This window comes from Aeromonas sp. 600724 (assembly GCF_049175135.1).
Taxonomy (GTDB): domain Bacteria; phylum Pseudomonadota; class Gammaproteobacteria; order Enterobacterales; family Aeromonadaceae; genus Aeromonas; species Aeromonas veronii_A.
In genome coordinates this window covers 1-24,275 of sequence record NZ_JAAKUM010000007.1, presented here as the reverse complement: position 1 = coordinate 24,275, position 24,275 = coordinate 1, and the positions used below count along the sequence as shown (strand labels likewise).

Annotated in this window: 22 protein-coding genes and 1 tRNA gene; 12 read left to right on the top strand and 11 right to left on the bottom strand. The window is 56.9% G+C overall.

All coding sequences use genetic code 11. The features are described from left to right. Positions 1 to 9: 9 nt before the first annotated feature. Both rdgB and hemW read left to right on the top strand, forming a co-directional pair. A complete protein-coding gene (gene rdgB, locus G5168_RS08135; protein WP_362786350.1) occupies positions 10 to 606 on the top strand; it encodes an RdgB/HAM1 family non-canonical purine NTP pyrophosphatase in 597 nt (198 codons plus the stop codon). A 90-nt stretch (positions 607 to 696) separates the two neighbouring features. Continuing rightward, complete coding sequence (hemW, locus tag G5168_RS08130; protein ID WP_421252066.1) at positions 697 to 1,842, top strand: radical SAM family heme chaperone HemW; 1,146 nt, start codon at positions 697 to 699, stop codon at positions 1,840 to 1,842. Positions 1,843 to 1,945: 103 nt separating this feature from the next. Here the strand turns inward: hemW and G5168_RS08125 are convergent, their stop codons facing one another. Both G5168_RS08125 and zntR read right to left on the bottom strand, forming a co-directional pair. Further along, entirely contained in the window at positions 1,946 to 2,185 is a 240-nt protein-coding gene (locus G5168_RS08125; RefSeq protein WP_071913645.1) for an alternative ribosome-rescue factor A, read from the bottom strand. A 214-nt stretch (positions 2,186 to 2,399) separates the two neighbouring features. Further along, positions 2,400 to 2,855, bottom strand: a complete 456-nt coding sequence (gene zntR / locus G5168_RS08120) for a Zn(2+)-responsive transcriptional regulator (RefSeq protein WP_042053396.1) — start codon at positions 2,853 to 2,855, stop codon at positions 2,400 to 2,402. A gap of 415 nt (positions 2,856 to 3,270) precedes the next feature. Between zntR and purH the strand changes: the two genes are divergently transcribed. The 4 genes from purH to G5168_RS08100 all read left to right on the top strand — a co-directional run bounded on the left by purH (position 3,271) and on the right by G5168_RS08100 (position 7,454). After that, positions 3,271 to 4,863 (top strand): bifunctional phosphoribosylaminoimidazolecarboxamide formyltransferase/IMP cyclohydrolase, encoded by a 1,593-nt coding sequence (gene purH / locus G5168_RS08115; RefSeq protein ID WP_421252065.1) that lies wholly within the window; start codon positions 3,271 to 3,273, stop codon positions 4,861 to 4,863. 114 nt (positions 4,864 to 4,977) lie between these two features. Next, positions 4,978 to 6,264 (top strand): phosphoribosylamine--glycine ligase, encoded by a 1,287-nt coding sequence (gene purD, locus G5168_RS08110; RefSeq protein ID WP_227341940.1) that lies wholly within the window; start codon positions 4,978 to 4,980, stop codon positions 6,262 to 6,264. A 277-nt stretch (positions 6,265 to 6,541) separates the two neighbouring features. Continuing rightward, a complete protein-coding gene (locus G5168_RS08105) occupies positions 6,542 to 6,916 on the top strand; it encodes a cytochrome b562 (RefSeq protein ID WP_005349056.1) in 375 nt (124 codons plus the stop codon). Beyond that, on the top strand, positions 6,897 to 7,454 hold the full coding sequence (locus tag G5168_RS08100; RefSeq protein WP_101531414.1) for a cytochrome b/b6 domain-containing protein: 558 nt from the start codon (positions 6,897 to 6,899) through the stop codon (positions 7,452 to 7,454). The genes G5168_RS08105 and G5168_RS08100 overlap by 20 nt, the downstream gene beginning before the upstream one ends. 164 nt (positions 7,455 to 7,618) lie before the next feature. Here the strand turns inward: G5168_RS08100 and G5168_RS08095 are convergent. From G5168_RS08095 to rpsU, 5 genes are all read right to left on the bottom strand, one after another. After that, positions 7,619 to 7,695: transfer RNA gene (locus tag G5168_RS08095), tRNA-Ile, on the bottom strand. A 187-nt stretch (positions 7,696 to 7,882) separates the two neighbouring features. After that, positions 7,883 to 9,778, bottom strand: a complete 1,896-nt coding sequence (gene rpoD / locus G5168_RS08090; protein ID WP_263718854.1) for an RNA polymerase sigma factor RpoD — start codon at positions 9,776 to 9,778, stop codon at positions 7,883 to 7,885. A 183-nt stretch (positions 9,779 to 9,961) separates the two neighbouring features. After that, positions 9,962 to 11,749 (bottom strand): DNA primase, encoded by a 1,788-nt coding sequence (dnaG, locus tag G5168_RS08085; RefSeq protein WP_216952892.1) that lies wholly within the window; start codon positions 11,747 to 11,749, stop codon positions 9,962 to 9,964. Between the two features lie 88 nt (positions 11,750 to 11,837). Next, on the bottom strand, positions 11,838 to 12,281 hold the full coding sequence (locus G5168_RS08080) for a GatB/YqeY domain-containing protein (RefSeq protein ID WP_227341941.1): 444 nt from the start codon (positions 12,279 to 12,281) through the stop codon (positions 11,838 to 11,840). Positions 12,282 to 12,296: 15 nt separating this feature from the next. After that, positions 12,297 to 12,512 (bottom strand): 30S ribosomal protein S21, encoded by a 216-nt coding sequence (rpsU, locus tag G5168_RS08075; protein ID WP_005309452.1) that lies wholly within the window; start codon positions 12,510 to 12,512, stop codon positions 12,297 to 12,299. Positions 12,513 to 12,692: 180 nt separating this feature from the next. On the opposite strand from rpsU, the gene tsaD reads away from it, so the two are divergent. Beyond that, positions 12,693 to 13,706 carry a tRNA (adenosine(37)-N6)-threonylcarbamoyltransferase complex transferase subunit TsaD gene (gene tsaD / locus G5168_RS08070; RefSeq protein ID WP_042052807.1) on the top strand — a complete coding sequence of 338 codons (1,014 nt, stop codon included), beginning with the start codon at positions 12,693 to 12,695 and terminating at the stop codon, positions 13,704 to 13,706. A 241-nt stretch (positions 13,707 to 13,947) separates the two neighbouring features. Here the strand turns inward: tsaD and G5168_RS08065 are convergent, their stop codons facing one another. After that, complete coding sequence (locus G5168_RS08065; protein WP_021229055.1) at positions 13,948 to 15,267, bottom strand: anaerobic C4-dicarboxylate transporter; 1,320 nt, start codon at positions 15,265 to 15,267, stop codon at positions 13,948 to 13,950. Between the two features lie 125 nt (positions 15,268 to 15,392). After that, positions 15,393 to 16,835 carry an aspartate ammonia-lyase gene (gene aspA / locus G5168_RS08060; RefSeq protein WP_005341227.1) on the bottom strand — a complete coding sequence of 481 codons (1,443 nt, stop codon included), beginning with the start codon at positions 16,833 to 16,835 and terminating at the stop codon, positions 15,393 to 15,395. A gap of 442 nt (positions 16,836 to 17,277) precedes the next feature. Between aspA and G5168_RS08055 the strand changes: the two genes are divergently transcribed. Further along, a complete protein-coding gene (locus G5168_RS08055) occupies positions 17,278 to 17,754 on the top strand; it encodes an FxsA family protein (RefSeq protein ID WP_005340570.1) in 477 nt (158 codons plus the stop codon). 47 nt (positions 17,755 to 17,801) lie between these two features. Here the strand turns inward: G5168_RS08055 and G5168_RS08050 are convergent, their stop codons facing one another. Next, positions 17,802 to 19,136 (bottom strand): MATE family efflux transporter, encoded by a 1,335-nt coding sequence (locus tag G5168_RS08050; RefSeq protein WP_227342984.1) that lies wholly within the window; start codon positions 19,134 to 19,136, stop codon positions 17,802 to 17,804. A gap of 260 nt (positions 19,137 to 19,396) precedes the next feature. Here G5168_RS08050 and G5168_RS08045 point away from each other — a divergent pair, with 260 nt between their 5' ends. From G5168_RS08045 to G5168_RS08030, 4 genes are all read left to right on the top strand, one after another. Continuing rightward, positions 19,397 to 19,690, top strand: coding sequence for a co-chaperone GroES (locus G5168_RS08045; RefSeq protein ID WP_005340573.1), 294 nt, complete (start codon positions 19,397 to 19,399; stop codon positions 19,688 to 19,690). A 43-nt stretch (positions 19,691 to 19,733) separates the two neighbouring features. Next, positions 19,734 to 21,368, top strand: coding sequence for a chaperonin GroEL (groL, locus tag G5168_RS08040; RefSeq protein ID WP_005341224.1), 1,635 nt, complete (start codon positions 19,734 to 19,736; stop codon positions 21,366 to 21,368). Positions 21,369 to 21,472: 104 nt separating this feature from the next. Next, entirely contained in the window at positions 21,473 to 21,973 is a 501-nt protein-coding gene (locus G5168_RS08035) for a molybdopterin-binding oxidoreductase (RefSeq protein WP_216952894.1), read from the top strand. Positions 21,974 to 21,996: 23 nt separating this feature from the next. Next, positions 21,997 to 23,928 (top strand): putative bifunctional diguanylate cyclase/phosphodiesterase, encoded by a 1,932-nt coding sequence (locus G5168_RS08030; protein WP_227341942.1) that lies wholly within the window; start codon positions 21,997 to 21,999, stop codon positions 23,926 to 23,928. A gap of 136 nt (positions 23,929 to 24,064) precedes the next feature. Here G5168_RS08030 and G5168_RS08025 read toward each other — a convergent pair. Next, the coding region (locus tag G5168_RS08025) for a hypothetical protein (RefSeq protein WP_421252064.1) at positions 24,065 to 24,275 on the bottom strand (211 nt) is incomplete at its 5' end.

The following is a 24,275-nucleotide window of genomic DNA, read 5'->3' as shown; positions in this document are numbered from 1 at the left end:
AGGTGCTCGATGAACAAGCTTGTCCTGGCAACAGGTAACCAGAAAAAGGTGAAGGAATTGGCCGCTATGCTGGCCGATATGAAGATCCAGGTGATCCCACAGAGCGAGTTTGCGGTCTCCGATGCCGATGAGACCGGTACCACCTTCGTCGAGAATGCCATCATCAAGGCCCGCCACGCCGCCCGCATTACCGGTCTGCCCGCCGTGGCCGATGATTCCGGTCTGGAAGTTGATCTGCTGCAAGGGCGCCCCGGCGTTTACTCCGCCCGCTTTGCCGGTGTGGGTGCCGGCGACAAGGCCAACATCGAGAAGCTGCTCGGTGAGCTGCAAGGTGCCCCCGAGTACCTGAAGAGCGCCCGCTTCTGGTGTGTGCTGGTCTATATGCGCCACGCTGACGATCCCACCCCCATCATCTGTCAGGCGAGCTGGGAAGGGATGATCATCGACGAGCCGCGCGGTCAACATGGCTTTGGCTATGACCCGGTATTCTTCGTGCCGGATCAAGACTGCACCGCCGCCCAGATGCCCGCCGAGCTGAAAAACCAGCTGAGCCATCGCGGTCAGGCGCTGGCCAAGCTCAAAGCGGCGCTGGCTGCGGCGCACTGAGTCACTTCGCCACCTTGTCGGTTACACACGGTCAATTACACATAGTCATCTACAATGGGGGCCTTGAGCCCCCGTTTTATTGGAAGCCCCATGCTGCAACTGCCGCCGCTCTCTCTCTATATTCATGTGCCCTGGTGCGTCCAGAAGTGCCCTTACTGTGACTTCAACTCCCATGCCCAGAAGGGGGAGTTGCCTCACCTCGAATATGTCGCCGCCCTGCTGGAAGATCTGGATCAGGATCTGAAGTGGGCACAGGGGCGGCCACTCTCCTCGATCTTTATCGGCGGCGGCACCCCCAGCCTGTTGACGGTGGAGGCGATGCAAGCCTTGCTAGACGGGGTGCGAGCCCGCATTCCGCTCACTGCAGATTGCGAGATTACCATGGAGGCCAACCCGGGCACGGTGGAAGCGGACAAGTTCGCCGGTTTCCAGCGCGCCGGCATCAACCGTATCTCCATCGGGGTGCAGAGCTTTCAGCAGGAGAAGCTGACCCGCCTCGGCCGCATTCACGGCCCGGAAGAGGCGCGCAAGGCCGCCGCACTGGCCCACGCCATCAAGTTGCCCACCTTCAATCTGGATCTGATGCACGGTCTGCCGGATCAGAGTCTGGACGATGCCCTTTATGACCTGCAGCAGACTATCGACTGCGCCCCGCCGCACCTCTCCTGGTATCAGCTCACCATAGAGCCGAACACGGCCTTTGCCTCCAAACCGCCCAAGCTGCCGGAAGATGACACCCTGTGGGACATCTACGAGCAGGGCCACGCCATGCTCACCGCCAGCGGTTATCGCCAGTACGAGATCTCGGCTTATGCCAAAGAGGGCTACCAGTGCCATCACAACCTCAACTACTGGCGCTTTGGCGACTATCTGGGGATCGGCTGTGGTGCTCACGGCAAGGTGACTGATCTCGCGGCTCAGCAGATCCTGCGCACCGCCAAGGTGAAGCATCCGAAAGGGTATCTGGACAAGAGTCGCCCCTATCTGGACGAGCAGTGGCAGGTGACGGCAGACGATCTGCCGCTCGAATACTTTATGAACCGCTTCCGCCTGTTTGAACCGGCCCCCAAGGCGGAGTTCGAGGCCTATACCGGCTTGCCGCTGGAGCGGGTGGAGACGGTGCTCGCCATCGCCCAAAGCAAGGAGCTGATCGAGGATTTGGGAGAGAGCTGGCAGCTCACTTCTCTCGGCCATCGCTATCTCAACGTGTTGCTCGAACTCTTTATGGATGAGTGAGCGGTCTGTTGAGGCTGTGAGTTGGCGTTGCCAAATCGCTTCTTCTGTCAAAACAATCAGGGCGCCAATGGCGCCCTGATTGTTTTGGTCGGTAGAAACCCGCTCAGCAGCAGACGCGGATCATCTGCTGTTGGCCGGGCTCCCACCGCTTGCCGAATTTGGCCTTGCGCTGGTAACTCCCCTTGCCCTTCTTGTTGCGCTCGACTCGGCTGCGAAACAGGGGATCGGAGAGCAGGGCATGCAGATGGTTATCCTTTATCTCGCCGCGCTGGTGGGCATAGTGGCCCCCTTGCGCATGCTCCTCACGGGGGAGGGCGGGTTGGTCGACCCGGATCTTGGCCATGATGGCTCCTCTTCTTTTCTCTTGGTGTGTTGATTCTTGTGTCTGGATGGTGGTTTTCGCTGCGAGCGCCTGTTCAGCTGAGCGCCCGGCAACCGGATGCACTGGCACCGGTTAAAAACGCGGCGATTTTGTCACCAAATCGCCGCCGGAGCAATGCGTCGGCGGCGCCGAGTCAGTCACACTGAGCCAGGCACGCTCAGTCAGGCATTCCATGTCAGCCGTGAACCGGGTCATGCTGGTCGTGGCTGTGATGCTCGTGATGGGCCGGGGCGCCAGATTCCAGCGTCTCGAGGATGGCGCAGTGCTCCGCCGAGCGGGGGCCGCCGCAGCAGATATTGGAGAGCTCTCGCAGGTTGTCGCGAAAGCGGGTCAGTTCGATAATCTTCTGCTCCACCTGGGCCAGCTTGGTGTCGGCCACTGCTTTCACCTCCTGACAGGTGACTTTGGCCTTGTTGGTATCGAGGTCGAGCAGCTCGCCGATATCGGCCAGCGAGAATCCCACCGACTTGGCGCGAATGATGAACTCCAGCCGCCGCCTGTCCTGTTCACTGTAGAGGCGGTAGCCGGATTCGTTGCGGATCCCCGGTGAGATAAGCCCGTTCTTCTCGTAAAAACGCAGGGTATCTGCCTTGACCCCGCACGCCTTGGCCAGTTCACCGATCCGATACATGCTCTATCTCCCCTTGAATGTATGCCGCCACAAAAACCGGAATCCACTATCACCCCTTTGCCCATGGATTGCCAGCCAAGGGCATAAAAGGGGCAGATAAACATCTCCTGGCGACCCTTTTTCCCATAAAACACTGAAAGTGCAAACGTTTCGAGAAAATCAAGTGGAAAACGTTTAACGCCGCGCCAAATAAGGCTTTGCTGTTTCAAAAAATCCACCACAGGTCACATTTTTTGTGTAGAATACGCGCCCATAACAGAGCGCCGCACCAAGCGGGCATTTCCTAAAACGCTTTTGCCGGATGTCGGGGCGAGAGTGGTTTGCGAAATCCCCCACTTCCATTTATTTGGGGACTCTCTGTGTTGAGCCTCGCCTCCCATGGAACGGTCCCCGTTATGTTGAGGACGATAGTGTGATGGAACAAGCTCGACCCATTCGCCGTGCACTGCTGAGTGTGTCTGACAAAACTGGCATTCTGGAATTTGCCAAGGCACTCAACGAGCGTGGTGTTGCCCTGCTCTCCACGGGCGGTACCGCCAAGCTGCTTGGCGAGGCGGGTCTGCCGGTGACCGAGGTCTCCGACTACACGGGTTTCCCTGAAATGATGGATGGCCGGGTCAAGACCCTGCATCCCAAGGTTCATGGCGGCATCCTCGGCCGTCGGGATCAGGATGACGCCATCATGGCCCAGCACGCTATCTCCCCCATCGACATGGTTGTCGTCAACCTTTACCCCTTTGCTGCAACCGTGGCCAAAGCGGGCTGCACTCTGGCCGATGCGGTCGAGAACATCGACATCGGCGGTCCGACCATGGTGCGTTCTGCCGCAAAAAACCATAAAGATGTCGCTATCGTCGTCAAAGCTGCCGACTATGATCGGGTTATTCGCGAGATGGATGCCAACGGCAACAGCCTGAAACTGGCGACCCGTTTCGATCTGGCCATCGCAGCCTTCGAGCACACTGCCGCCTACGATGGCATGATCGCCAACTACTTCGGCACCATGGTGCCCTCTTATGGTGACAACAAGGAGGGTGACGAGGAGTCCCGCTTCCCGCGCACCTTCAACAGCCAGTTCATCAAGAAGCAGGACATGCGTTACGGCGAGAACAGCCATCAGGCTGCTGCTTTCTATGCTGAAGAGCATGCCGCACCGGGTTCCGTCTCCAGCGCTGTCCAGCTGCAGGGCAAGGCGCTCTCCTACAACAACATCGCCGATACCGATGCGGCGCTGGAGTGTGTGAAGGAGTTCGACGAGCCGGCCTGCGTCATCGTCAAGCATGCCAACCCCTGCGGCGTGGCCATTGGTGATAACCTGCTGAGTGCCTACGATCGCGCTTACCAGACCGACCCCACCTCTGCCTTCGGCGGCATCATCGCCTTCAACCGTGAGCTGGATGGCGCCACTGCGGCAGCCATCGTGGCCCGCCAGTTTGTCGAAGTGATCATCGCCCCGACCGTCAGCCAGGAGGCCCGCGATGCGGTCGCCGCCAAGCAGAACGTGCGTCTGCTCGAATGCGGGCAGTGGACGGCTCCGGCGCAAGGGTTTGACCTCAAACGCGTCAACGGCGGCCTGCTGGTACAGGAGCGGGATCTCGGCATGGTGACGCTGGGTGACCTGACCGTGGTCAGCAAGCGTCAGCCGACCGAGGCCGAGCTGCAGGATCTGCTGTTCTGCTGGAAAGTGGCCAAGTTCGTCAAATCCAACGCCATCGTCTACGCCAAAGATGGCCAGACCATCGGCGTCGGCGCAGGCCAGATGAGCCGTGTTTATTCGGCCAAAATCGCCGGTATCAAGGCGGCGGATGAAGGACTGACCGTGGCGGGCTCCGTGATGGCCTCCGATGCCTTCTTCCCGTTCCGCGACGGTATCGATGCTGCCGCGCAGGCCGGTATCTCCTGTGTGATCCAGCCGGGTGGCTCGATGCGCGATCAGGAGGTGATCGACGCCGCCGACGAACACGGTATGTGCATGGTCTTCACCAACATGCGCCATTTCCGTCATTGATGGGTCAGGGGCTGCCGATGGCGGCCCTTTTGTTGTCTCTTTTCAACTGACTATTTCCACTGACTGACGGCCCGGGTGGCCGTCCGGTGACCACAAATAGAAGCGAGCGATACGATGAAAGTACTGATCATTGGCAACGGTGGCCGCGAACACGCCCTGGCCTGGAAGGCCAAACACTCCCCACTGGTACGTCACGTTTTTGTGGCGCCGGGCAATGCGGGCACCCAGCTTGAGCCGGGTGTCGAGAACGTCGCCATCGAGGCGACCGATATCGAAGGGTTGCTGGCGTTTGCCAAAGAGAAACAGGTCGGCCTCACCATCGTCGGGCCGGAAGCGCCGCTGGTGAAAGGGGTGGTGGATGCCTTCCGCGCCGCCGGTCAGCCGATCTTTGGCCCGACTGCTGCCGCTGCCCAGCTGGAAGGCTCCAAGGCTTTCACCAAGGATTTCCTGGCCCGTCACGCCATCCCGACCGCCGAGTACCAGAACTTCACCGAAGTGGAGCCTGCGCTCGCTTATCTGCGCGAGAAGGGCGCCCCCATCGTCATCAAGGCCGATGGTCTGGCGGCGGGCAAGGGGGTGATTGTCGCCATGACCTTGCCGGAGGCGGAAGACGCGGTGCGCGACATGCTCTCCGGCAATGCCTTTGGCGAAGCGGGCTCCCGGGTGGTGATTGAGGAGTTTCTGGAGGGGGAAGAGGCGAGCTTCATCGTCATGGTCGATGGCGAGCACGTGCTGCCGATGGCCACCAGTCAGGATCACAAGCGGGTTGGCGACGGTGATACCGGCCTCAACACCGGCGGTATGGGGGCTTACTCCCCGGCGCCTGTAGTGACCGCCGAGGTACATCGACGCGTGATGGAGCAGGTGATCATGCCGACTGTGCGCGGCATGGCGGCCGAGGGCAACGTCTACACCGGTTTTCTTTACGCCGGTCTGATGATCGACGGCGCAGGCAATCCCAAGGTGATCGAGTTCAACTGCCGCTTTGGCGATCCCGAGACCCAGCCCATCATGCTGCGGATGCAGTCCGATCTGGTGGAGCTCTGCCTGGCCGCTTGCGCAGGCAAGCTGGATCAGAAAGAGGCCATCTATGATCCCCGCGCCGCTATCGGCGTGGTGTTGGCGGCGGGAGGCTATCCCGGCGATTACAGCACCAACCACCCCATCAGCGGCTTGCCGGTGGATGAAGTGGCGGGTGAGAAGGTGTTCCATGCCGGTACCCGTCTGGAGGGCGATACCAGCCTGACCGCTGGCGGCCGCGTGTTGTGCGCCACCGCCCTCGGTCACACTGTGGCAGAAGCCCAGCAGCGTGCCTATCAGCTCGCTGGCCGCATCAAGTGGGATGGCGTTTTCTATCGCAAGGATATCGGCTGGCGCGCCATTGTTCGCGAACAGGAGTAACTGACGCCAGCAAATGGCCAGCTGATTCAGACCCCGCTACGGCGGGGTTTTTTGTCCCTGTTTACCGCTTTCAACCATCCCCATGGTGCGTGTCACCTGCGTTCAATCAGTTACCAAGCGCAAACAAGCGCGGCATATCTGTCACTATTTGCCACAAAAAACAGCATTTTTCACAAACGTTTCACCATGAGTCATGGCATCATGCTGGTGATGAATTCTTGTTTGGATTCATAAGTACCCCTAACAATTCGAGCATGTCGTTATATAAGGAAATCCCATGTTGAAAACCGTCCGCCCCCTGCTGCTGCCCCTGATGTTTGGCCTGATGACCCTGCCTGCCGTGGCGGGTGATCTGGAACAGCCGATGAAGAAGATTGGCTTCAACTACAAGCAGGCCGTCAAGGCTGATGATGCAGCCACCATGGAGAAGCACATCAACGAGATGAAGGCCCAGCTGGACGTGGCCAAGCAGAAGAACATGCCGGCCGCCAAGAAAGAGAAATTTCTTGAAGGGATGAACGAGGTACAGACCGAGCTGGACGCCAGCCTGGCCGCACTCAAGGCGGGTGATGAGGCCAAGGCGCGCGAACATCTGGCCAAGGTCAACGACCTGAAGAAGGAGTACCACAAATATGCCAAGCAAAAAGGGTGAGCCCTTTCGCTGGGATCCGCTGGTTCGCCTGACCCACTGGGGCTTGGTGGCGGTCTGCATCGGCAACCTCTGGGTTAACGAAGCGGGCGAGGAGTGGCACGAGTGGCTGGGTTACGGCGCCATTGGGCTGGTCTCCTTGCGTCTGCTCTGGGGGCTTACTTTTGCCCGTGGCTACGCTCGCCTTGGTGCCCTCATCCCCAGCGGTGAGGATTTTCGCCAGCAAGCGCGCGAGATGCGTGAGCGGCAGCCTCCGGCACCGGGTCATCACGGCAGCGGCAAACTGGCCGTGTGGGCGCTCTGGCTGGTCGTGCTGGCCACCGCTGGCAGCGGCTGGTTTCAAAATACCGAGACGGGATTTGAACTGGGGGCTGACGAGTGGCATGAGTGGTGCGTGGTGGCGCTGCAGGGGCTGATTGGTCTGCACCTGCTGGCCATCGTCTTCACCTCCTGGCGCCAGCGCAGCAATCTGGTTACCCGGATGCTGCCTGCCATCGGGCGTCGCTCATCCATCCAGAGCGGCAGCAACGAGCAAACCTGAGGCTCAGCATTAGGCTCCTTGTCTCTGAGTGAGGCGCCTGATCCGGACCCTGCCCAGACCCGCCCATGGCGGGTCTTTTCTATGACCTCATCGAGCTTATCACTGGACATTGCCCGATACGTAGATGCAAAAAGGCCGCTCATGATGAGCGGCCTTTTCTAATTTGGTGGCCCCTGGGGGACTTGAACCCACGACCAATCGATTATGAGTCGACTGCTCTGACCAACTGAGCTAAGGGGCCAAATTGTGCGTTTAGCGGCGTGGATTATAGGGGAAGAGGAAAGGGCAGTCTATAGGCATATCAACCACTTGGCGACTAATTGTCCAGCTTGATTGAGGGCGAAAAGAGGGTTGCAAGGGTAAATGCCAGACAAAACAAAGCCCCGCATGGCGGGGCTTTGGCAGAGCAGTTTGACACAGGGTCAGGACTATTCGTCCAGGAAGCTGCGCAGCACTTCCGAGCGGCTCGGGTGGCGCAGTTTACGCAGTGCCTTGGCTTCGATCTGACGAATACGCTCACGGGTAACGTCGAACTGTTTGCCCACTTCCTCGAGGGTGTGGTCAGTGTTCATGTCGATACCGAAACGCATCCGCAGTACCTTGGCTTCGCGGGCGGTCAGGCCAGCCAGCACTTCGCGGGTGGCGTTGCGCAGGCTTTCGCTGGTCGCCGCATCCGCTGGCAGAGCCAGGGTGGTATCTTCGATAAAGTCGCCCAAGTGGGAATCTTCATCATCACCGATGGGCGTCTCCATGGAGATAGGCTCTTTGGCGATTTTCAGTACCTTGCGGATCTTGTCTTCCGGCATGCCCATGCGCATGGCCAGCTCTTCCGGGTTCGGTTCACGACCCATCTCCTGCAGCATCTGACGGGAGATTCGGTTGAGCTTGTTGATGGTCTCGATCATGTGTACCGGGATACGGATGGTACGGGCTTGATCCGCGATGGAGCGGGTAATGGCCTGACGGATCCACCAGGTTGCATAGGTCGAGAACTTATAGCCACGACGGTATTCAAACTTGTCTACCGCCTTCATCAGACCGATGTTGCCCTCCTGGATCAGGTCCAGGAACTGCAGACCGCGGTTGGTGTACTTCTTGGCGATAGAGATAACCAGACGCAAGTTGGCCTCAACCATCTCTTTCTTCGCGCGGCGGGCCTTGGCCTCACCGATGCTCATGCGACGGTTGATATCCTTGATCTGGGCAATCGACAGGCCGGTCTCTTCTTCAATCTGCTGCAGCTTGCCGATGGCGCGCTGAATATCTTCGTCCATTTCAACCAGACGGGGAGACCAGGCTTTGCCAGCCTGCTTCTGGTATTCGAACCAGGCAGTTTCACACTCGTTGTTGGTGAAGGCCGCGACGAAGGTTTTCTTCGGCATCTTGGCCTGCTCAACGCAGAGCTTCATGATGATGCGTTCCTGCACGCGGACGCGCTCCATCATTTCACGCATGTTGTTGACCAGGCGATCGAACTGCTTGGGCATCAGGCGGAATTGGCGGAATACATCGGCCAGCTGGGCGATGGCGGCCTGGGTATCTTCGTGCGCGCGACCATTCTTCTGAATGGAGAGACGGGTCACTTCATACTGGGCACGCAGTTCGCCAAACTTCTCGCGAGCGACTTCCGGATCCGGACCACCGTCACCGTCGTCGTCAGAGCTGTCGCCATCTTCGTCTTCGTCTTCTTCGTCTTCTTCATCTTCGTCGGCCAGATCGTCTTCGCCGAGTTCGGAACCGATATGCGTGGCGGTAGGCGCCATATCTTCAGTTTCGTTCGGGTCAATAAAGCCAGAGATGATGTCAGAGAGACGCAGCTGCTCGGCTTCGTACTTGTCGTACTGTTCGAGCAGGTAAGTAATTGCTTCAGGGTACTCGGCTACGGAGCTTTGTACCTGGTTGATACCGTCTTCGATCCGCTTGGCGATGTCGATTTCGCCTTCACGGGTCAGCAGTTCGACGGTACCCATTTCCCGCATGTACATGCGGACGGGATCGGTCGTGCGACCAATCTCAGATTCAACAGATGCCAGAGCCTGGGCCGCTGCTTCGGCAGCGTCCTCATCGGCGGTACCACCTTCAGCCATGATAAGGTCATCGGCATCCGGAGCGTTTTCAACCACTTGAATGCCCATATCGTTGATCATCTGAATGATGTCTTCGATCTGGTCTGAATCGACAATGTCTTGCGGGAGGTGATCGTTCACCTCGGCATAGGTCAGGTAGCCCTGTTCTTTACCTTTGGCAACGAGGAGTTTAAGCTGAGACTGCGGGGTTTGCTCCATAGAACTCATCCGGTTGGTGTTGCTAGGTTGCGCGTACAGTGCGCTGCTGCGCAAATAGCCAATTCTAATAGAAAACCGCCAGACATGCTATGTCTGGTTGCGGCGTCGGTCATGAGAAACCCCTGCCCGCAGTATTGTCGGGGCCAGGCGGTTATAAAAATTTTGCTTTTCATCCCGTCGATTCGGGCAACGCTATCCATATTGGGACTAATCACTCAAATATCAAGCCCCACTCTCATTTCTTTTCTCAATTTGCACCTCTCTTATCAGCATCATCAGCTCTTGGGTTTCTTCGGAGCTTAGTCCTTCCTGAGCCACTTTGGCCTGCAATTCTTCGATCCGCTGCTTCAGAAACTGGTTGATGAAGCCGACGAAGGTGTCCTGCAATTCTCCCAGAATATCCGGCTCCTGATCGAGTTTGATCTCCTCGAACAGGTCGTGCATGGCCAGCTGAGCAAGGATCTCTCCTTCCTTGGTACCACGCCAGTGTTCCAGCAGGATACCGGTTGTGATACCAGGCTGTGCCTGGATTTGCTGGTGCAGTTGCAGCAGGAACTTGATGCCCTGTACGCGTAGTCCGGCCAATTCCGGCATGGGGGGAAGCTCAGCCGTTACTGCCGGATATTGCACCATCAGTGCCAGTGCACGCCGCAGTGGTGTCAGCTTGGCTGCCTTGGGTTTGTTGACCTCGGCCTTGGGCTGACTGTTGCGAGCAAAGAGCTCGGCGATGCGCTGCTTGTTCTCGCCCCAACGCATCATGCTGGAGAGACGAGTGATCAGCCCTTCGCGGGTAAACCCTTCCGGAACGCGACGAATAAGCTCGGCGGCCTTGTTGGCCACTTCGAACTTGCCTGCCTCACCCGAAAGTGCGGCATCCCGGCCGAGACGCTCGAACATGAAGTCGGCGAACGGTTGGGCTTCATCGAGCAGGGCTTCAAAACCCTCCTTGCCGATCTGGCGTACCAGCGAGTCGGGATCCTCGCCATCGGGCAGGAACACGAACTTCAGCTCGCGGCCATCCTGCAGATGAGGGAGGGCATTATCCAGCGCGCGCCAGGCGGCTTCACGACCGGCGTTGTCACCGTCGTAGCAGCAGACTACCTCGGCGGTGGTGCGAAACAGGGTGTGGATATGGTCGCTGGTCGTTGCAGTACCCAGCGCCGCCACCGCATAGTCGATGTCGTACTGACCGAGTGCCACCACATCCATGTAGCCTTCCACCACCAGGATCCGGCGTGGATCCTTGTGTGCCTGCTTTACTTCGTAGAGACCGAACAGCTCCCGCCCTTTATGGAAGATGGGGGTCTCCGGCGAGTTCAGGTATTTGGGGGTGCCATCACCCAGCACCCGGCCACCGAAACCGATGACCCGGCCACGCTTGTCACGGATCGGGAACATGATGCGATCGCGGAAACGATCATAACTGCCCGGGCCATTGTCACGGGTGATCAGCATGCCGCCCGAGATAAGCAACTGCTCGTGATCCCGGCTGGCGCCGAAGCGGCGACGCACCTGATCCCAATCGCCGGGTGCATAGCCAATATTGAAGCGTTTGACTACTTCACCGGTCAGGCCGCGGCCTTTGAGGTACTCCACCGCATGGGGAGCGCTCTTGAGGTTGCTCTCGTAGAAGCGGGCAATCTGGTTCATCAGCTCGAACAGATCCTTGCTGACAGCGGGCTGGCTATTGGCCGAGCCGCCGATGCTCTGCTCGCGAGGTACCGGCATGCCCTGCATGCTGGCGAGCTCTTCGATGGCATCGGGAAATTCGAGACCGTCGTACTCCATGACAAAGCCGATGGCGTTGCCGTGGGCGCCACAACCGAAACAGTGGTAGAACTGCTTCTCCTGGCTGACGGTAAAAGAGGGGCTTTTTTCGTTATGAAAAGGGCAGCAAGCCTGGTAGTTCTTACCGGCTTTTTTCAGCCGCACTCGCGAGTCGATCAGCTCGACTATGTCTGTGCGTACGAGCAGATCGTCGATAAAGGATTGGGGGATCCTGCCTGCCATAACCGTCCTGTTTCATTGCGGAGAAAATAAAAAAGCCGCGCATTCCAAGGGAAGCACGGCTTCTTCGACCAAACAAGAGAATTGCCTGTTACGCCAAGCGGGTTTTCACCTGAGCACTGACGGCGCCGACATCGGCACGCCCCTGAATTTTCGGCTTCAAAACAGCCATGACCTTGCCCATATCAGCCATAACGGCAGCACCACTTTCAGTGATGGCTTGCTCGATCAGGGCGGCAATTTCATCTGCGGTCAGCTGTTGCGGCAGGAATTCCTGCAACACAACGATCTCGGCGGACTCTTTGTTGGCGAGATCCTGGCGACCGGCAGCTTCAAATTGGCTGATGGAATCGCGGCGCTGTTTGACCATTTTGGTCACGACAGCGAGGATATCCTCATCATTCAGCTCGATACGGGTATCGACTTCACGTTGCTTGATTTCTGCCATCAACAAGCGGATCGCTCCCAGACGTGCCTTATCTTTGGCAAGCATGGCGAGTTTTTGCTGATCCTTGAGTTGATCCTTCAGAGACACGGCAATATCTCCCGATTAGTACAGGCGGATACGACGTGCGTTTTCGCGAGACAGCTTCTTGGCGTGACGCTTGACAGCAGACGCTTTGGCGCGCTTACGAATGGTAGTCGGCTTCTCGTAGAACTCACGGCTACGAACTTCGGACAGGATACCGGCTTTTTCGCAAGAACGCTTGAAGCGACGCAGAGCAACGTCAAACGGCTCATTTTCACGGACTTTGATTACTGGCATGTGCCTTTCACCTCAGTGATAAAATTGTTAGCTGACCTTCAATCGATCAGCATGACTTAAAATGGTGCGAAATTATACTCTGGACAGGGAATGAAAGTAAACCCGCAGAGATCGCTCTGGTTTAAAAAACCCGCGAAGGTTACCATAGCCGTCTCATTTTAGCAGTGAAATTTTTTAGCAATGCGTGTATTGGGCATAGAGACATCCTGTGACGAAACCGGGATCGCGATCTTCGACGATCAAAAAGGGATCCTTTCCCATCAGTTATACAGCCAGGTCAAGCTGCATGCGGACTACGGTGGCGTCGTCCCCGAACTCGCCAGCCGGGATCATGTTCGCAAGACGATCCCGTTGATCCAGGCCGCATTGCAAGAGGCGGGACTGGGCAAAGATGACATCGACGGCATCGCGTATACCGCGGGTCCGGGTCTGGTTGGCGCCATTCTGGTGGGCGCCACTATTGGTCGTTCACTGGCGATGGCATGGAACAAGCCTGCTATCGCCGTCCACCATATGGAAGGCCACCTGCTGGCTCCCATGCTGGAAGAAAAGGCCCCCGAGTTCCCCTTCGTGGCGCTGCTGGTCTCCGGTGGTCACTCCATGCTGGTGCGGGTTGACGGCATCGGCAGCTACCAGCTGCTGGGGGAATCCATCGATGATGCCGCTGGCGAAGCGTTCGACAAGACCGCCAAGCTGATGGGGCTGGACTATCCGGGTGGCCCGTTGCTCTCCCGTCTGGCCGAGAAGGGCACCACCGGACGTTTCCATTTCCCCCGTCCCATGACTGACCGTCCCGGGCTCGACATGAGCTTCTCCGGCCTCAAGACCTTCACCGCCAACACCATCGCCGCCAATGGTGATGATGAGCAGACCCGCGCCGATATCGCTCGAGCGTTTGAAGATGCGGTGGTCGATACCTTGGCCATCAAGTGCCGTCGTGCCTTGAAAGAGACAGGTCTCACGCGTCTGGTGGTCGCCGGTGGCGTCAGTGCCAACCGTCATCTGCGTGCCCAGCTGGCCGAGCTGATGGAGAGCCTCAAGGGCGAGGTGTTCTATCCGCGCACTGAATATTGCACCGATAACGGCGCCATGATCGCTTACGCCGGTATGCAGCGCCTGAAAGCGGGCGTGTTCGAACCGCTGGCGGTCAAAGCCGTGCCGCGTTGGCCGCTGGATACCCTGGATCCGGTCTGATCCAAAGGATCCCGCCTTCTGGCATGGTGCTGAGTACCATGGTGGCCTACTGCTCCTGCAATCCGGCAGCGGTGGTTATAGCGCCGCTGGCACGCCGTGGTGGTGTCTGCTGTCGCCGTGGTTGAGCCATCCGGATAAGAGGTCAGCTCTCGTGCTGGCAGACAGCCAAGCACAGAGTAAAGAGATAAAAAATCCCCGCCAACTGGCGGGGATTTTTGTTTGGTGATCGGCAGGCGATGGATTACAGCAGGATGCCGCCGAAGAAGAAGCCCAGTGCCACGGCGATGGCGATGGTGGCGGTGCCCGGTACGAAGAAGGGATGGTTGAAGACCGCCTTACCGATACGGGTGGAGCCGGTGTCGTCCATCTCTACCGCGGCCAGCAGAGTCGGGTAGGTCGGCAGTACGAACAGGGCGCTCACGGCTGCGAAAGAGGCAATCGCAGTCAGCGGGCTGACACCCAGTGCCAGTGCGGCAGGCATCAACGCTTTGGTGGTGGCGCCTTGTGAATAGAGCAGCATGGCAGCGAAGAACAGCACCACAGCCAGCAGCCAGGAGTACTGGTTCAGCAGGTCGCCAGCGATCAGCTGGATGGTGTCCATGTTGCCTTTAACGAAGACGTTACCCAGCCAGGCCACACCCAGTACGCAGATACAGGCGGACATACCGGACTTGAAGGTCGGCATGTTGGTGACCTGGGTGGCGTCCAGTTTGCACACCAGGGTCATGATGGTGGCCGCGGCCAGCATGATGCCCATGATGGCGCCGTCACGGGGGATCGGCGGGTTGGTGATCAGGCCCACTTTACCGGAGATGGCAGTGGCATAAGCCATGACAGCAACGATGGCGGCGATGAAGATCCAGACCGACAGCTTGGCGTACGGTTTGATCTCGAGCTTGGTAGTACCACGCAGTTTGATCAGCCCCTTGGCTTTACGCTCCAGATAGACTTCGTCCTGCTCCAGCGGCTTGCCCATCATGTTGGCAATGAAGGCGCCCAGGATACAGGCCAGGAAGGTAGAGGGGATGCAGATGGCCAGCAGGGTCAGATAATCAACACCAAACGGCTCGAGCATGCCGGAGAAGGCAACCACAGCGGCAGAGATCGGGGAAGCTGTGATGGCGATCTGGGAGGCGACAACCGCGATGGAGAGCGGACGGGATGGGCGGATCCCTTGCTCTTTGGCCACTTCAGCGATCACCGGCAGGGTGGAGAAGGCGGTATGACCGGTACCGGCCAGCATGGTCATCAGGTAGGTGACCACCGGGGCGGCGAAGGTGATGTATTTGGGGTTCTTGCGCAGCGCTTTTTCTGCTAGGAAGACCAGATAGTCCATCCCGCCAGCCAGTTGCATACAGGCGATGGCGCAGATGACGGACGCGATGATCATGATCACATCCCAGGGGATGTAGCTGACCAGTTGATCGCTCGGGATGGGCATGCCCAGACCCCACGTCAATACCAGTACCCCCAAACCACCGGCAAAGCCGATGCCGATGCTGCCTATCCGGGCCCCCAGATAGATAGCGGCGAGCACGACAAGTAACTCGATTCCAATCATAGCGATAACTCCATTTTTTAGTTTTTGGTTTTTATTTGGCAAAAAGCCAATTCCCGATCGGGCTGGGGATAAAGACCAATCGGGAACTGACTTTATGGGCCGGGAAGATCCCGGCCCACACTCGCTTATACGGCAGCTTCGCGGGTGAAACGCTTGGCTTTGTATTGCGGGTTCATCAGGTTCTCGATGGAGAGGATCTCGTCCAGCTGCTCGGCGCTCAGCAGGCCGCGCTCAAGAACGACTTCGCGGACGTTCTTGCCGGTCTGGGCACAGATCTTGCCGACGATATCCCCTTCGTGGTGGCCGATGAAGGGGTTCAGGTAGGTCACGATACCGATGGAGTTCAGCACGTGATTCATGCAGATTTCCGGGTTGGCGGTGATACCTTCCACGCACTTCTCGCGCAGGGAAATACAGGCTTTTTCCATCAGGCTCAGTGATTCGAACATCGCCTGACCAATCACCGGCTCCATGACGTTCAGCTGCAGCTGACCGGCTTCGGCGGCGAAGGTGATGGTGATGTCGTTACCGAATACCTTGAAGCAGGATTGGTTGACCACTTCCGGGATAACCGGGTTGACCTTGGCCGGCATGATGGAGGAGCCCGCCTGCATTTCCGGCAGGTTGATCTCTTTCAGTGCGGTGCGCGGGCCGGAGGAGAGCAGACGCAGGTCATTACAGATCTTGGACAGCTTCATGGCCAGACGCTTGATGGCGCCGTGCAGCATGACGTAGGCGCCACAGTCGGAGGTCGCTTCGATCAGATCTTCTGCCGGTACATAGGCACGACCGGTGATCTCGGCCAGACGCTTGATGGCCAGTGCAGAGTACTCGGGCGGAGTGTTCAGACCGGTACCGATGGCGGTCGCGCCCAGGTTCACTTCCAGCAGCAGCTCCTGGCAACGCTTGATGGACTTGATCTCTTCACGCAGGGTCACGGCGAATGCGTGGAACTCCTGACCCAGGGTCATCGGAACCGCATCTTGCAGTTGGGTACGGCCCATCTTCAGGATCTTCTTGAATTCTTCTGCTTTGGCATCAAAAGCGGCAATCAGTGCTTCCAGAGCATGCAGAGTCACGTCAGTGCTGTTGACCACAGCAACGCGGAAACCGGTCGGGTAGGCATCGTTGGTGGACTGGCACTTGTTGACGTGGTCGTTCGGGTTGATGACGTCGTAACGGCCTTTCTCCAGACCCATGATTTCCAAGGCGATGTTGGCCAGTACTTCGTTAGTGTTCATGTTGACGGAGGTGCCGGCACCTCCCTGGTAAACGTCGACCGGGAACTGGTCGAAGCATTTGCCGGTGTTCAGCATCAGGTCGCAGGCTTCTACGATCTTGTCAGCAATTTCAGGACGGATGGTACCGAGCTCGCCGTTTGCCAGTGCAGCAGCTTTCTTGGTCAGCACCATACCGCGGACAAATTCCGGAACGTCAGAAATCTTCTGAGAGCTGATCTTGAAGTTCTCGACAGCGCGCAGGGTGTGCACACCGTAGTAGAGATCATTGGAAACTTCTTTGGTGCCCAGCAGGTCTTCTTCAATGCGGACGTTCTTGATGTCGCTCATTGTAATGCCTCAGAAATCAGATAAATGGAAAAATCCTCACCGAGTGGTCGCGAGTTCCTTGCGCACAGCTCATCCTGAAGCACCACACATCGAGTGGGGCGGTAGGGAGAGTGACCTCCCGAAAAACTAATCAATATACTACTCCAATTGAGGTATCGGTTATTAGAGGTGGATCACTAAATTTGCGACATTTTCAAATTACTTTGAGGAAAGTACACATATGTTATGAAGTTTTTATCGTGATGATTTTTATATATTTTTGTGACTTTTTGCTGGTTTTTTAGATTGCTGATGACGTAGGAGTCAGTTGACCAACTTGAAAAAGGGGGGACGGCCCCCATTTATTCAGGGCAGAAAGTGGTGATGACGGGGCGGCAAAATCGCCTCTGACCATCGTTGGATGGGCGCCACTTTTTCTCAATTTACCGGTGCTGGAGTGGATATGGGCAAGTTGTTTTTGTTGTTGGTGGGTCTGGTTGTGCTGGAGCTCACCGTGATGATCGAGGTCGGCTCGGTAATCGGGGCGCTGCCGACTGTCGGCTTGCTCATACTGACTGCGGTATTGGGCTCCTCGCTGGTGCGCAGTGAAGGGATCAAGACCCTGTTCAGCGCCCAGCAAAAGATGCAGATGGGCGAGATGCCGGGCCGCGAGGTGATGGGGGGCATGATGCTGGCGTTGGCGGGCCTGCTGCTGATTATCCCGGGTTTCGTGACCGACATTTTCGGTGTGCTGTTGCTGCAACCCTGGCTGCGCAACAAACTGGCTGACAAGCTGATCGGCAGCAGCCAGTTCCGGATGCAGATGGGCGGTTTCCAGCGTACTCAATCGCCGTTTGGCAACGCACCGTCCGATGATCATCTGGGGAACGCCAAGCAGGGCGGCACCACCATCGAAGGCGAATTTGAGCGCAAAGAGTGAGCGTAAAGAGTAATCGACGAAACGAAAACCCGAGGTGAGTGACTGAATCAGGGTTTACCCTGATGGCACAACGCCTCGAAGCGGTGTCGGGCATACCACCATGCGAGGGTGCCCGCCGCCAGATTGGCCAGCAAGATCCCCAGATATATCCCCTGTTCTCCCCCCAGCTTTGCCCCCAGCCAGGATCCTGGCAACAGAAAACCAAACAGTCGCAATCCGTTGAACAAGAACGAAATACTGGATGCCCGCACGCCATTGAGTGCCGAGGCCAGCAGCATCACCATGCCCTGAAATCCGTAACCGATCGGCACTAGATGCAGATAGAGAATAATCAGGCGGATGACCTGTGGATGATCGCTGAACAGATTGGCGATGAGTGGCGCCAGTAGCCAGGTCAGGCCATAGATGGCGAGCTGGAAAAGCAACGCAAAACTCATGCAGCTCTGCAGTGCAGCTTTGGCGCGGGCCGGATTGCCGGCGCCACAGTTTTGCGAGATGAAGGGGGCCAGTACGGAGGCGAGGGCCATCATCACAATCAGCAGCAGCGCCTCGACCCGCGATGCGGCGCCGTAAGCGGCCACCACCTCGGTACCCAGTCCTGCAAAGATCGTCATCAGCACTGCATTGGCCAGGGGGTTGAGCATATTGGTAAAAGAGGCGGGGACGGCGACATGGAGCAGCGCCCGCCAGTGGGTTAGCAACCGGGCCCGCGGCGAGAGGCGCCACAGCAGCAAGCCCTCCCGATGACGCAGGATATAGAGGCTGACCAGCATCGCCATCAACCAGGAGATAGAGGTGGCGATGGCTGCCCCGCGGATCCCCCATTCGGGAAAGGGGCCGATACCGAAGATCAACAGAGGATCCAGTACCCCGTTGACCAGCCCGGCTATGGCCATCACCAGACTGGGGGTTTTGGTATCGCCGGTCGCCCGGATAGCGGCATTGCCCACCATGGGCAGCACCAGCATGGGGACGGTGAGATACCAGGTCAGCATGTAGTCATGGATGAGGGAGATAAGCTCGGCACTGGCCCCCAGCAGAGTAAACAGGGGTTTGATGGTGAGAGCCCCCCCCGCGGAGAGCAGGGCTACCATGATCACCGCCAGAAACAGGCTGTCGGTGGCGAGATGGGCCGCCTCATCGTGTTTGCCCTGCCCCAGGGTATGACCGATCACCGCTGACAATCCGGCGCCCAATCCCATCGCCAGCGAGGTAACCACAAAAGTGACAGGAAAGGTAAAACTGATGGCGGCCAGAGCTTCGGTGCCCAGCATACCGATAAAAAAGGTATCGACCAGATTGAAGGCCAGAATGGCGATGATGCCGAAGATCATGGGGCCCGTCATCTGGCGCAGTACGACCGGAATAGGGGCTGTCAGCATGGGGTTGGTGCGGGTCAAGGGCTCGTCTCTACAGCTGGCTTTGAAGGTTCTGGCATGGAAACCGGGCGGCTTGAACCGACCTTGCTCCAGAGTGCGGACATGGCTGAACCATCGAAGATGTTTATAGTACGTGAAAAAATTTTTTTTGTATTTGCCCTTGAAGGGTTAGCAACTCTGCCCCACATCAGGGACATATCTAATTTGGCCTGGAACGGCCATTCCTCAAAGCAACAATGAGACTCATTTTGGGAGAGTTATCGATGAAAATTCGTCCACTGCACGACCGCGTCATCATCAAGCGCATCGAAGCTGAAGCCAAATCTGCCGGCGGTATCGTCTTGACTGGTACTGCGGCCCAGAAGTCCACCCGTGGTGAAGTGCTTGCCGTGGGGACTGGTCGCATTCTGGATAATGGCGAAGTCAAAGCGCTGGCCGTGAAGGTTGGTGACAAGGTTATCTTCAACGAAGGCTACGGTGTGAAAACCGAGAAGCTGGATGGTCAGGACGTCCTGATCCTTTCCGAAACCGACATCCTGGCGATTGTCGAAGAGTAATCCATCCTCCTTTTCCCCGAATTGATTTAAGGATTGAAGAAAAATGGCAGCTAAAGACGTTAAGTTTGGTAACGAAGCCCGCATCAAGATGCTGGAAGGCGTAAACATCCTGGCTGATGCCGTCAAGGTGACTCTGGGCCCGAAAGGCCGCAACGTGGTGCTGGACAAGTCCTTCGGCGCCCCGACCATCACTAAAGATGGTGTTTCTGTTGCGCGCGAAATTGAGCTGGAAGACAAGTTCCAGAACATGGGCGCCCAGATGGTCAAGGAAGTGGCTTCCAAGGCGAACGATGCCGCCGGTGACGGTACCACTACTGCAACCGTTCTGGCTCAGGCTATCGTCAACGAAGGTCTGAAAGCCGTTGCCGCCGGTATGAACCCGATGGATCTGAAGCGCGGTATCGACAAGGCCGTTGTGGCTGCTGTTGCCGAGCTGCAAGCGCTGTCCCAGCCGTGCGCTGACAGCAATGCCATTGCTCAGGTGGGCACCATCTCCGCCAACTCCGACGAGAAAGTGGGCAAGCTGATTGCCGAAGCCATGGACAAAGTGGGTCGCGATGGCGTCATCACCGTTGAAGATGGTCAGGGTCTGGAAGATGAGCTGGCAGTTGTTGAAGGTATGCAGTTCGACCGCGGCTACCTGTCCCCCTACTTCATCAACAAGCAAGAGACCGGTTCTGTTGAACTGGACGACCCGTTCATCCTGCTGGTTGACAAGAAAGTCTCCAACATCCGCGAAATGCTGCCGGTGCTGGAAGGCGTTGCCAAAGCTGGCAAGCCGCTGCTGATTGTTGCTGAAGACGTAGAAGGCGAAGCCCTGGCGACTCTGGTGGTTAACACCATGCGCGGTATCGTCAAAGTGGCTGCCGTCAAGGCGCCTGGCTTCGGTGACCGTCGCAAGGCCATGCTGCAGGATATCGCTGTACTGACTGGCGGTACCGTCATCTCCGAAGAAGTTGGCATGGAGTTGGAAAAAGCGACTCTGGAAGATCTGGGTCGTGCCAAGCGCATCGTCATCACCAAAGAGAACACCACCATCATCGATGGCGTGGGTGATGCCGGTGTGATCGAAGGCCGTGTTGCCCAGATCCGTCAGCAGATCGAAGAGACCTCTTCCGACTACGATCGTGAGAAGCTGCAAGAGCGCGTAGCCAAGCTGGCTGGCGGTGTTGCCGTGATCAAGGTTGGCGCAGCCACCGAAGTCGAGATGAAAGAGAAGAAAGCACGCGTTGAAGATGCCCTGCACGCTACCCGCGCCGCTGTTGAAGAAGGCGTGGTTGCCGGTGGTGGTGTTGCGCTGGTTCGCGTTGCTGCCAAACTGGCGGGTCTGCGCGGTGACAACGAAGACCAGAACGTCGGTATCAAGGTTGCCCTGCGAGCCATGGAAGCCCCGCTGCGTCAAATCGTCATCAACGCCGGTGAAGAAGCCTCCGTCATCGCCAACGCGGTGAAGAATGGTGAAGGCAACTTCGGTTACAACGCTTACACCGAGCAGTATGGCGACATGCTGACCATGGGTATCCTGGATCCGACCAAGGTCACCCGCTCTGCCCTGCAGTTCGCCTCTTCTATCGCCGGCCTTATGATCACCACCGAGTGCATGGTGACCGAGCTGCCGAAGAAAGATGCTCCAGCCATGCCTGATATGGGTGGCATGGGTGGCATGGGCATGATGTAATCATCATCCCGGCTCTGTTTGAGAAACGGCTCGCCTTGGCGGGCCGTTTTTTTATATCTGACTAAACTGAGTCTGTTGATAGCAGAAAAGTGTAAGGGGGAAAGATGAAGGTGCTTGGATGGATAACTCTGCTGTTTGCATTGATTGCCATGCCGCTTGTGGCTGCCGAGGCCCTCAAGGGGCCTGTGATCTTGAAAGTAAGCGGCAATATCAGCTCCCCAGATGAGGTGGACGGCAAAGTGCTTTTTGACTTGGCCACGCTGCAGGCGTTGCCGCAATATGAGATAGTCACCAGCAACCCTTGGGTTGATAAACCTCACAAGTACAGAGGGCCCAAGGTGGCGGATGTGCTGGCCGCAGTGGGGGCTAATGGCAAGAGCATAACCCTGACAGCATTGAACAGTTTCCAGATCCGCATCAATTGGGACAAAGTTGCCAAGTATAACCCTATTCTTGCTTGGGAAGATGACGGGGTAGCCATGAGGGTCCGTGACAAGGGGCCGCTCTGGTTTATGTTGCCTCTTGATCAATATCCGGAGCTGAAGCGCTCTGAATATACCGACATGATGATTTGGCAGCTGGATCTGATAGATATTCAACACTGATAAAAGAGTCACGGGAGCACGGGGTGAAAGGAAAGACTAGGGCGTGGCCACTGCTCGTCATTCTGTATGTATCCATCCTGTCGTTTACCGGGAGCACCCTTTATTGTCTGGTTCAGCTCCAGAATGCGACCAGAGCGATGGAGAAATATACCTATGATGTCTCCTGGGCGCTGATGCAGCTGCAGCTCGAGTTGGGGCGTTTCCTCAGTGCTGTAGAGGTCTACCATTATGGTGGAATAGAGCACAATGACCTGATGTTGCGCTATGACATTCTTTGGAGCAGAACCCCCATCCTGTTGAGCGGTCAGTTGCGTAAAAGCATGCAGGATAAGCAGAAAACCTTGCGCTTGGTGCAACTGATTGAAAACAACATTCGCGATATAGAGCCTGTCATTACCAAGCTGCAGAGCGGAGACTCTGTCTACCAGCAAATAATGATGCGCCTAGCCCCCTTGCAGGAGCCTTTATCCTATGCACTAGCTTCCGTTATGCAGAAGAACATCAACATCTACTCAGAGAATGATCGCCATTTTGGTCAATTGCGTAATGCTCTGCTGTTGATGGTGTCTGGGTTGGTTATCTCGGTTTTACTCCTTAGCTCGCTTCTTGTATATGAAGCTCGACGTCACTTTAGGGCAGCAAGGCGTGACCCGTTGACGGGTCTCTCCAATCGGGTGGCATTGCTGGAACGGATGGAGCTCTGTGCCACTCAGGAGGTGCCTTTCGGATTGGTATTGGTCGATATCAACGACTTCAGAGATATCAACAGCAAGTTTGGTTATGACGCGGGCGATTTTTTGCTCAGTGAATTGGCCAGACGGATCAGATTGCTCTGTGAAGAAGGGGAGTGGAGTGGTCGGTTGGGTGGCGATCAATTTGCCATTATCCAGCGTGGTAGCAGCGATCTGCGTCAGGTCAGGGAGCTGGTAGCGCGACTGCTGCACGTTCTGAAGCAAGATATCGTCTATGATAACTATCCCTTCCGGCTCGAGGTGGGGATCGGGATTGCCTTCTATCCGATGGACAGCGATAAAACACAGGAGTTATTGAGTCGTGCGGAACAGGCTCTGTTCCATAGCCGCAAGACCCATGTCCCCTATGTGATTTACGATAACTCCTTGCTCAACGAGACGGCGCGGCGCAAGCATTTGGCCTCGGACATGATCATGGCGCTGGAACACAATGCGTTGGAACTCTATTACCAACCCATCGTCAATCTCGAGAGTGGTCGTTGTGAAGCTGTCGAGGCACTGCTGCGCTGGCGGCATCCGGAGCTGGGCTTTATTCCGCCAAACGAAGTGATCATGGTGGCTGAGGAGTTCCAGCTTGCAGAGCGTCTGGGTGGCTGGGTGTTGAACACCGCTTGCGAGCAGCTTTATCAGTGGCATCAGTTGGGTATGGTCGACCTGCAGATGTGCGTGAATGTCTCGCCGGGCATGTACCAGCGCAATTTGCTCAAATTGGTGGCCAAGGCATTGATGGAGCACCACCTGCCAGCCAGCAGTCTGGTTTTGGAGGTCACTGAAGATACCACCATGCGCGAAGTGAAGAATTCGCTGCAACTGATGCAGGATCTCAATCAACAGGGTGTGTTGCTGGCATTAGACGATTTTGGGACTGGTTATTCATCTTTGAGTTATCTGCAAAAGCTACCTGTGAGCAAGGTGAAGATTGACCGCTCCTTCATACAGGGCATTGATACTTCCATGGAGGCATCCGAGCTGGTCGCCAATATTTGCCGGATGGGATCCATGTTGGGCAAGAGTCTGGTTTGTGAAGGGATTGAGACTCAGGCCCAGCTTGATGTACTGCGATCCCTGACCGATATCCACTTGTATGGACAGGGCTATCTGTTCAGCCGGCCAGAACAGGCGGAGAAAATCTATCAAACTTTGCTGGAGATGGAGGAGCTTTGGCTGGCGCGTCAACAATCGGAAATGGCTTATATGAGTTAAGAAGAGGCTTGCCTGTCATCTGCCTCCATAATGTGTGATTTAGCTCGAATTTTCTTCTTGTTGTTTGTTGTTTGAACGGTTGTGCGGTCTTATCAAAAAAATATGCAAATTACCCTTGCCAGAAAGAATCGGCTCCCTATAATGCGCCTCCATCGACAGGGCAAGCGGCAACGCAAACAACCTCGTCGATAACCTCGAAAAGCCTTTGAAAATAAGGCTTGACTCGAGAGGGCGGTTGAGTAGAATTCCACTCCCGCAGCAACACACTGTTGCGTCGCTCTTTAACAATTTGAATCAAGCAATCTGTGTGGGCACTCACAGCATCGAACATCAAAAACAATTTTTGA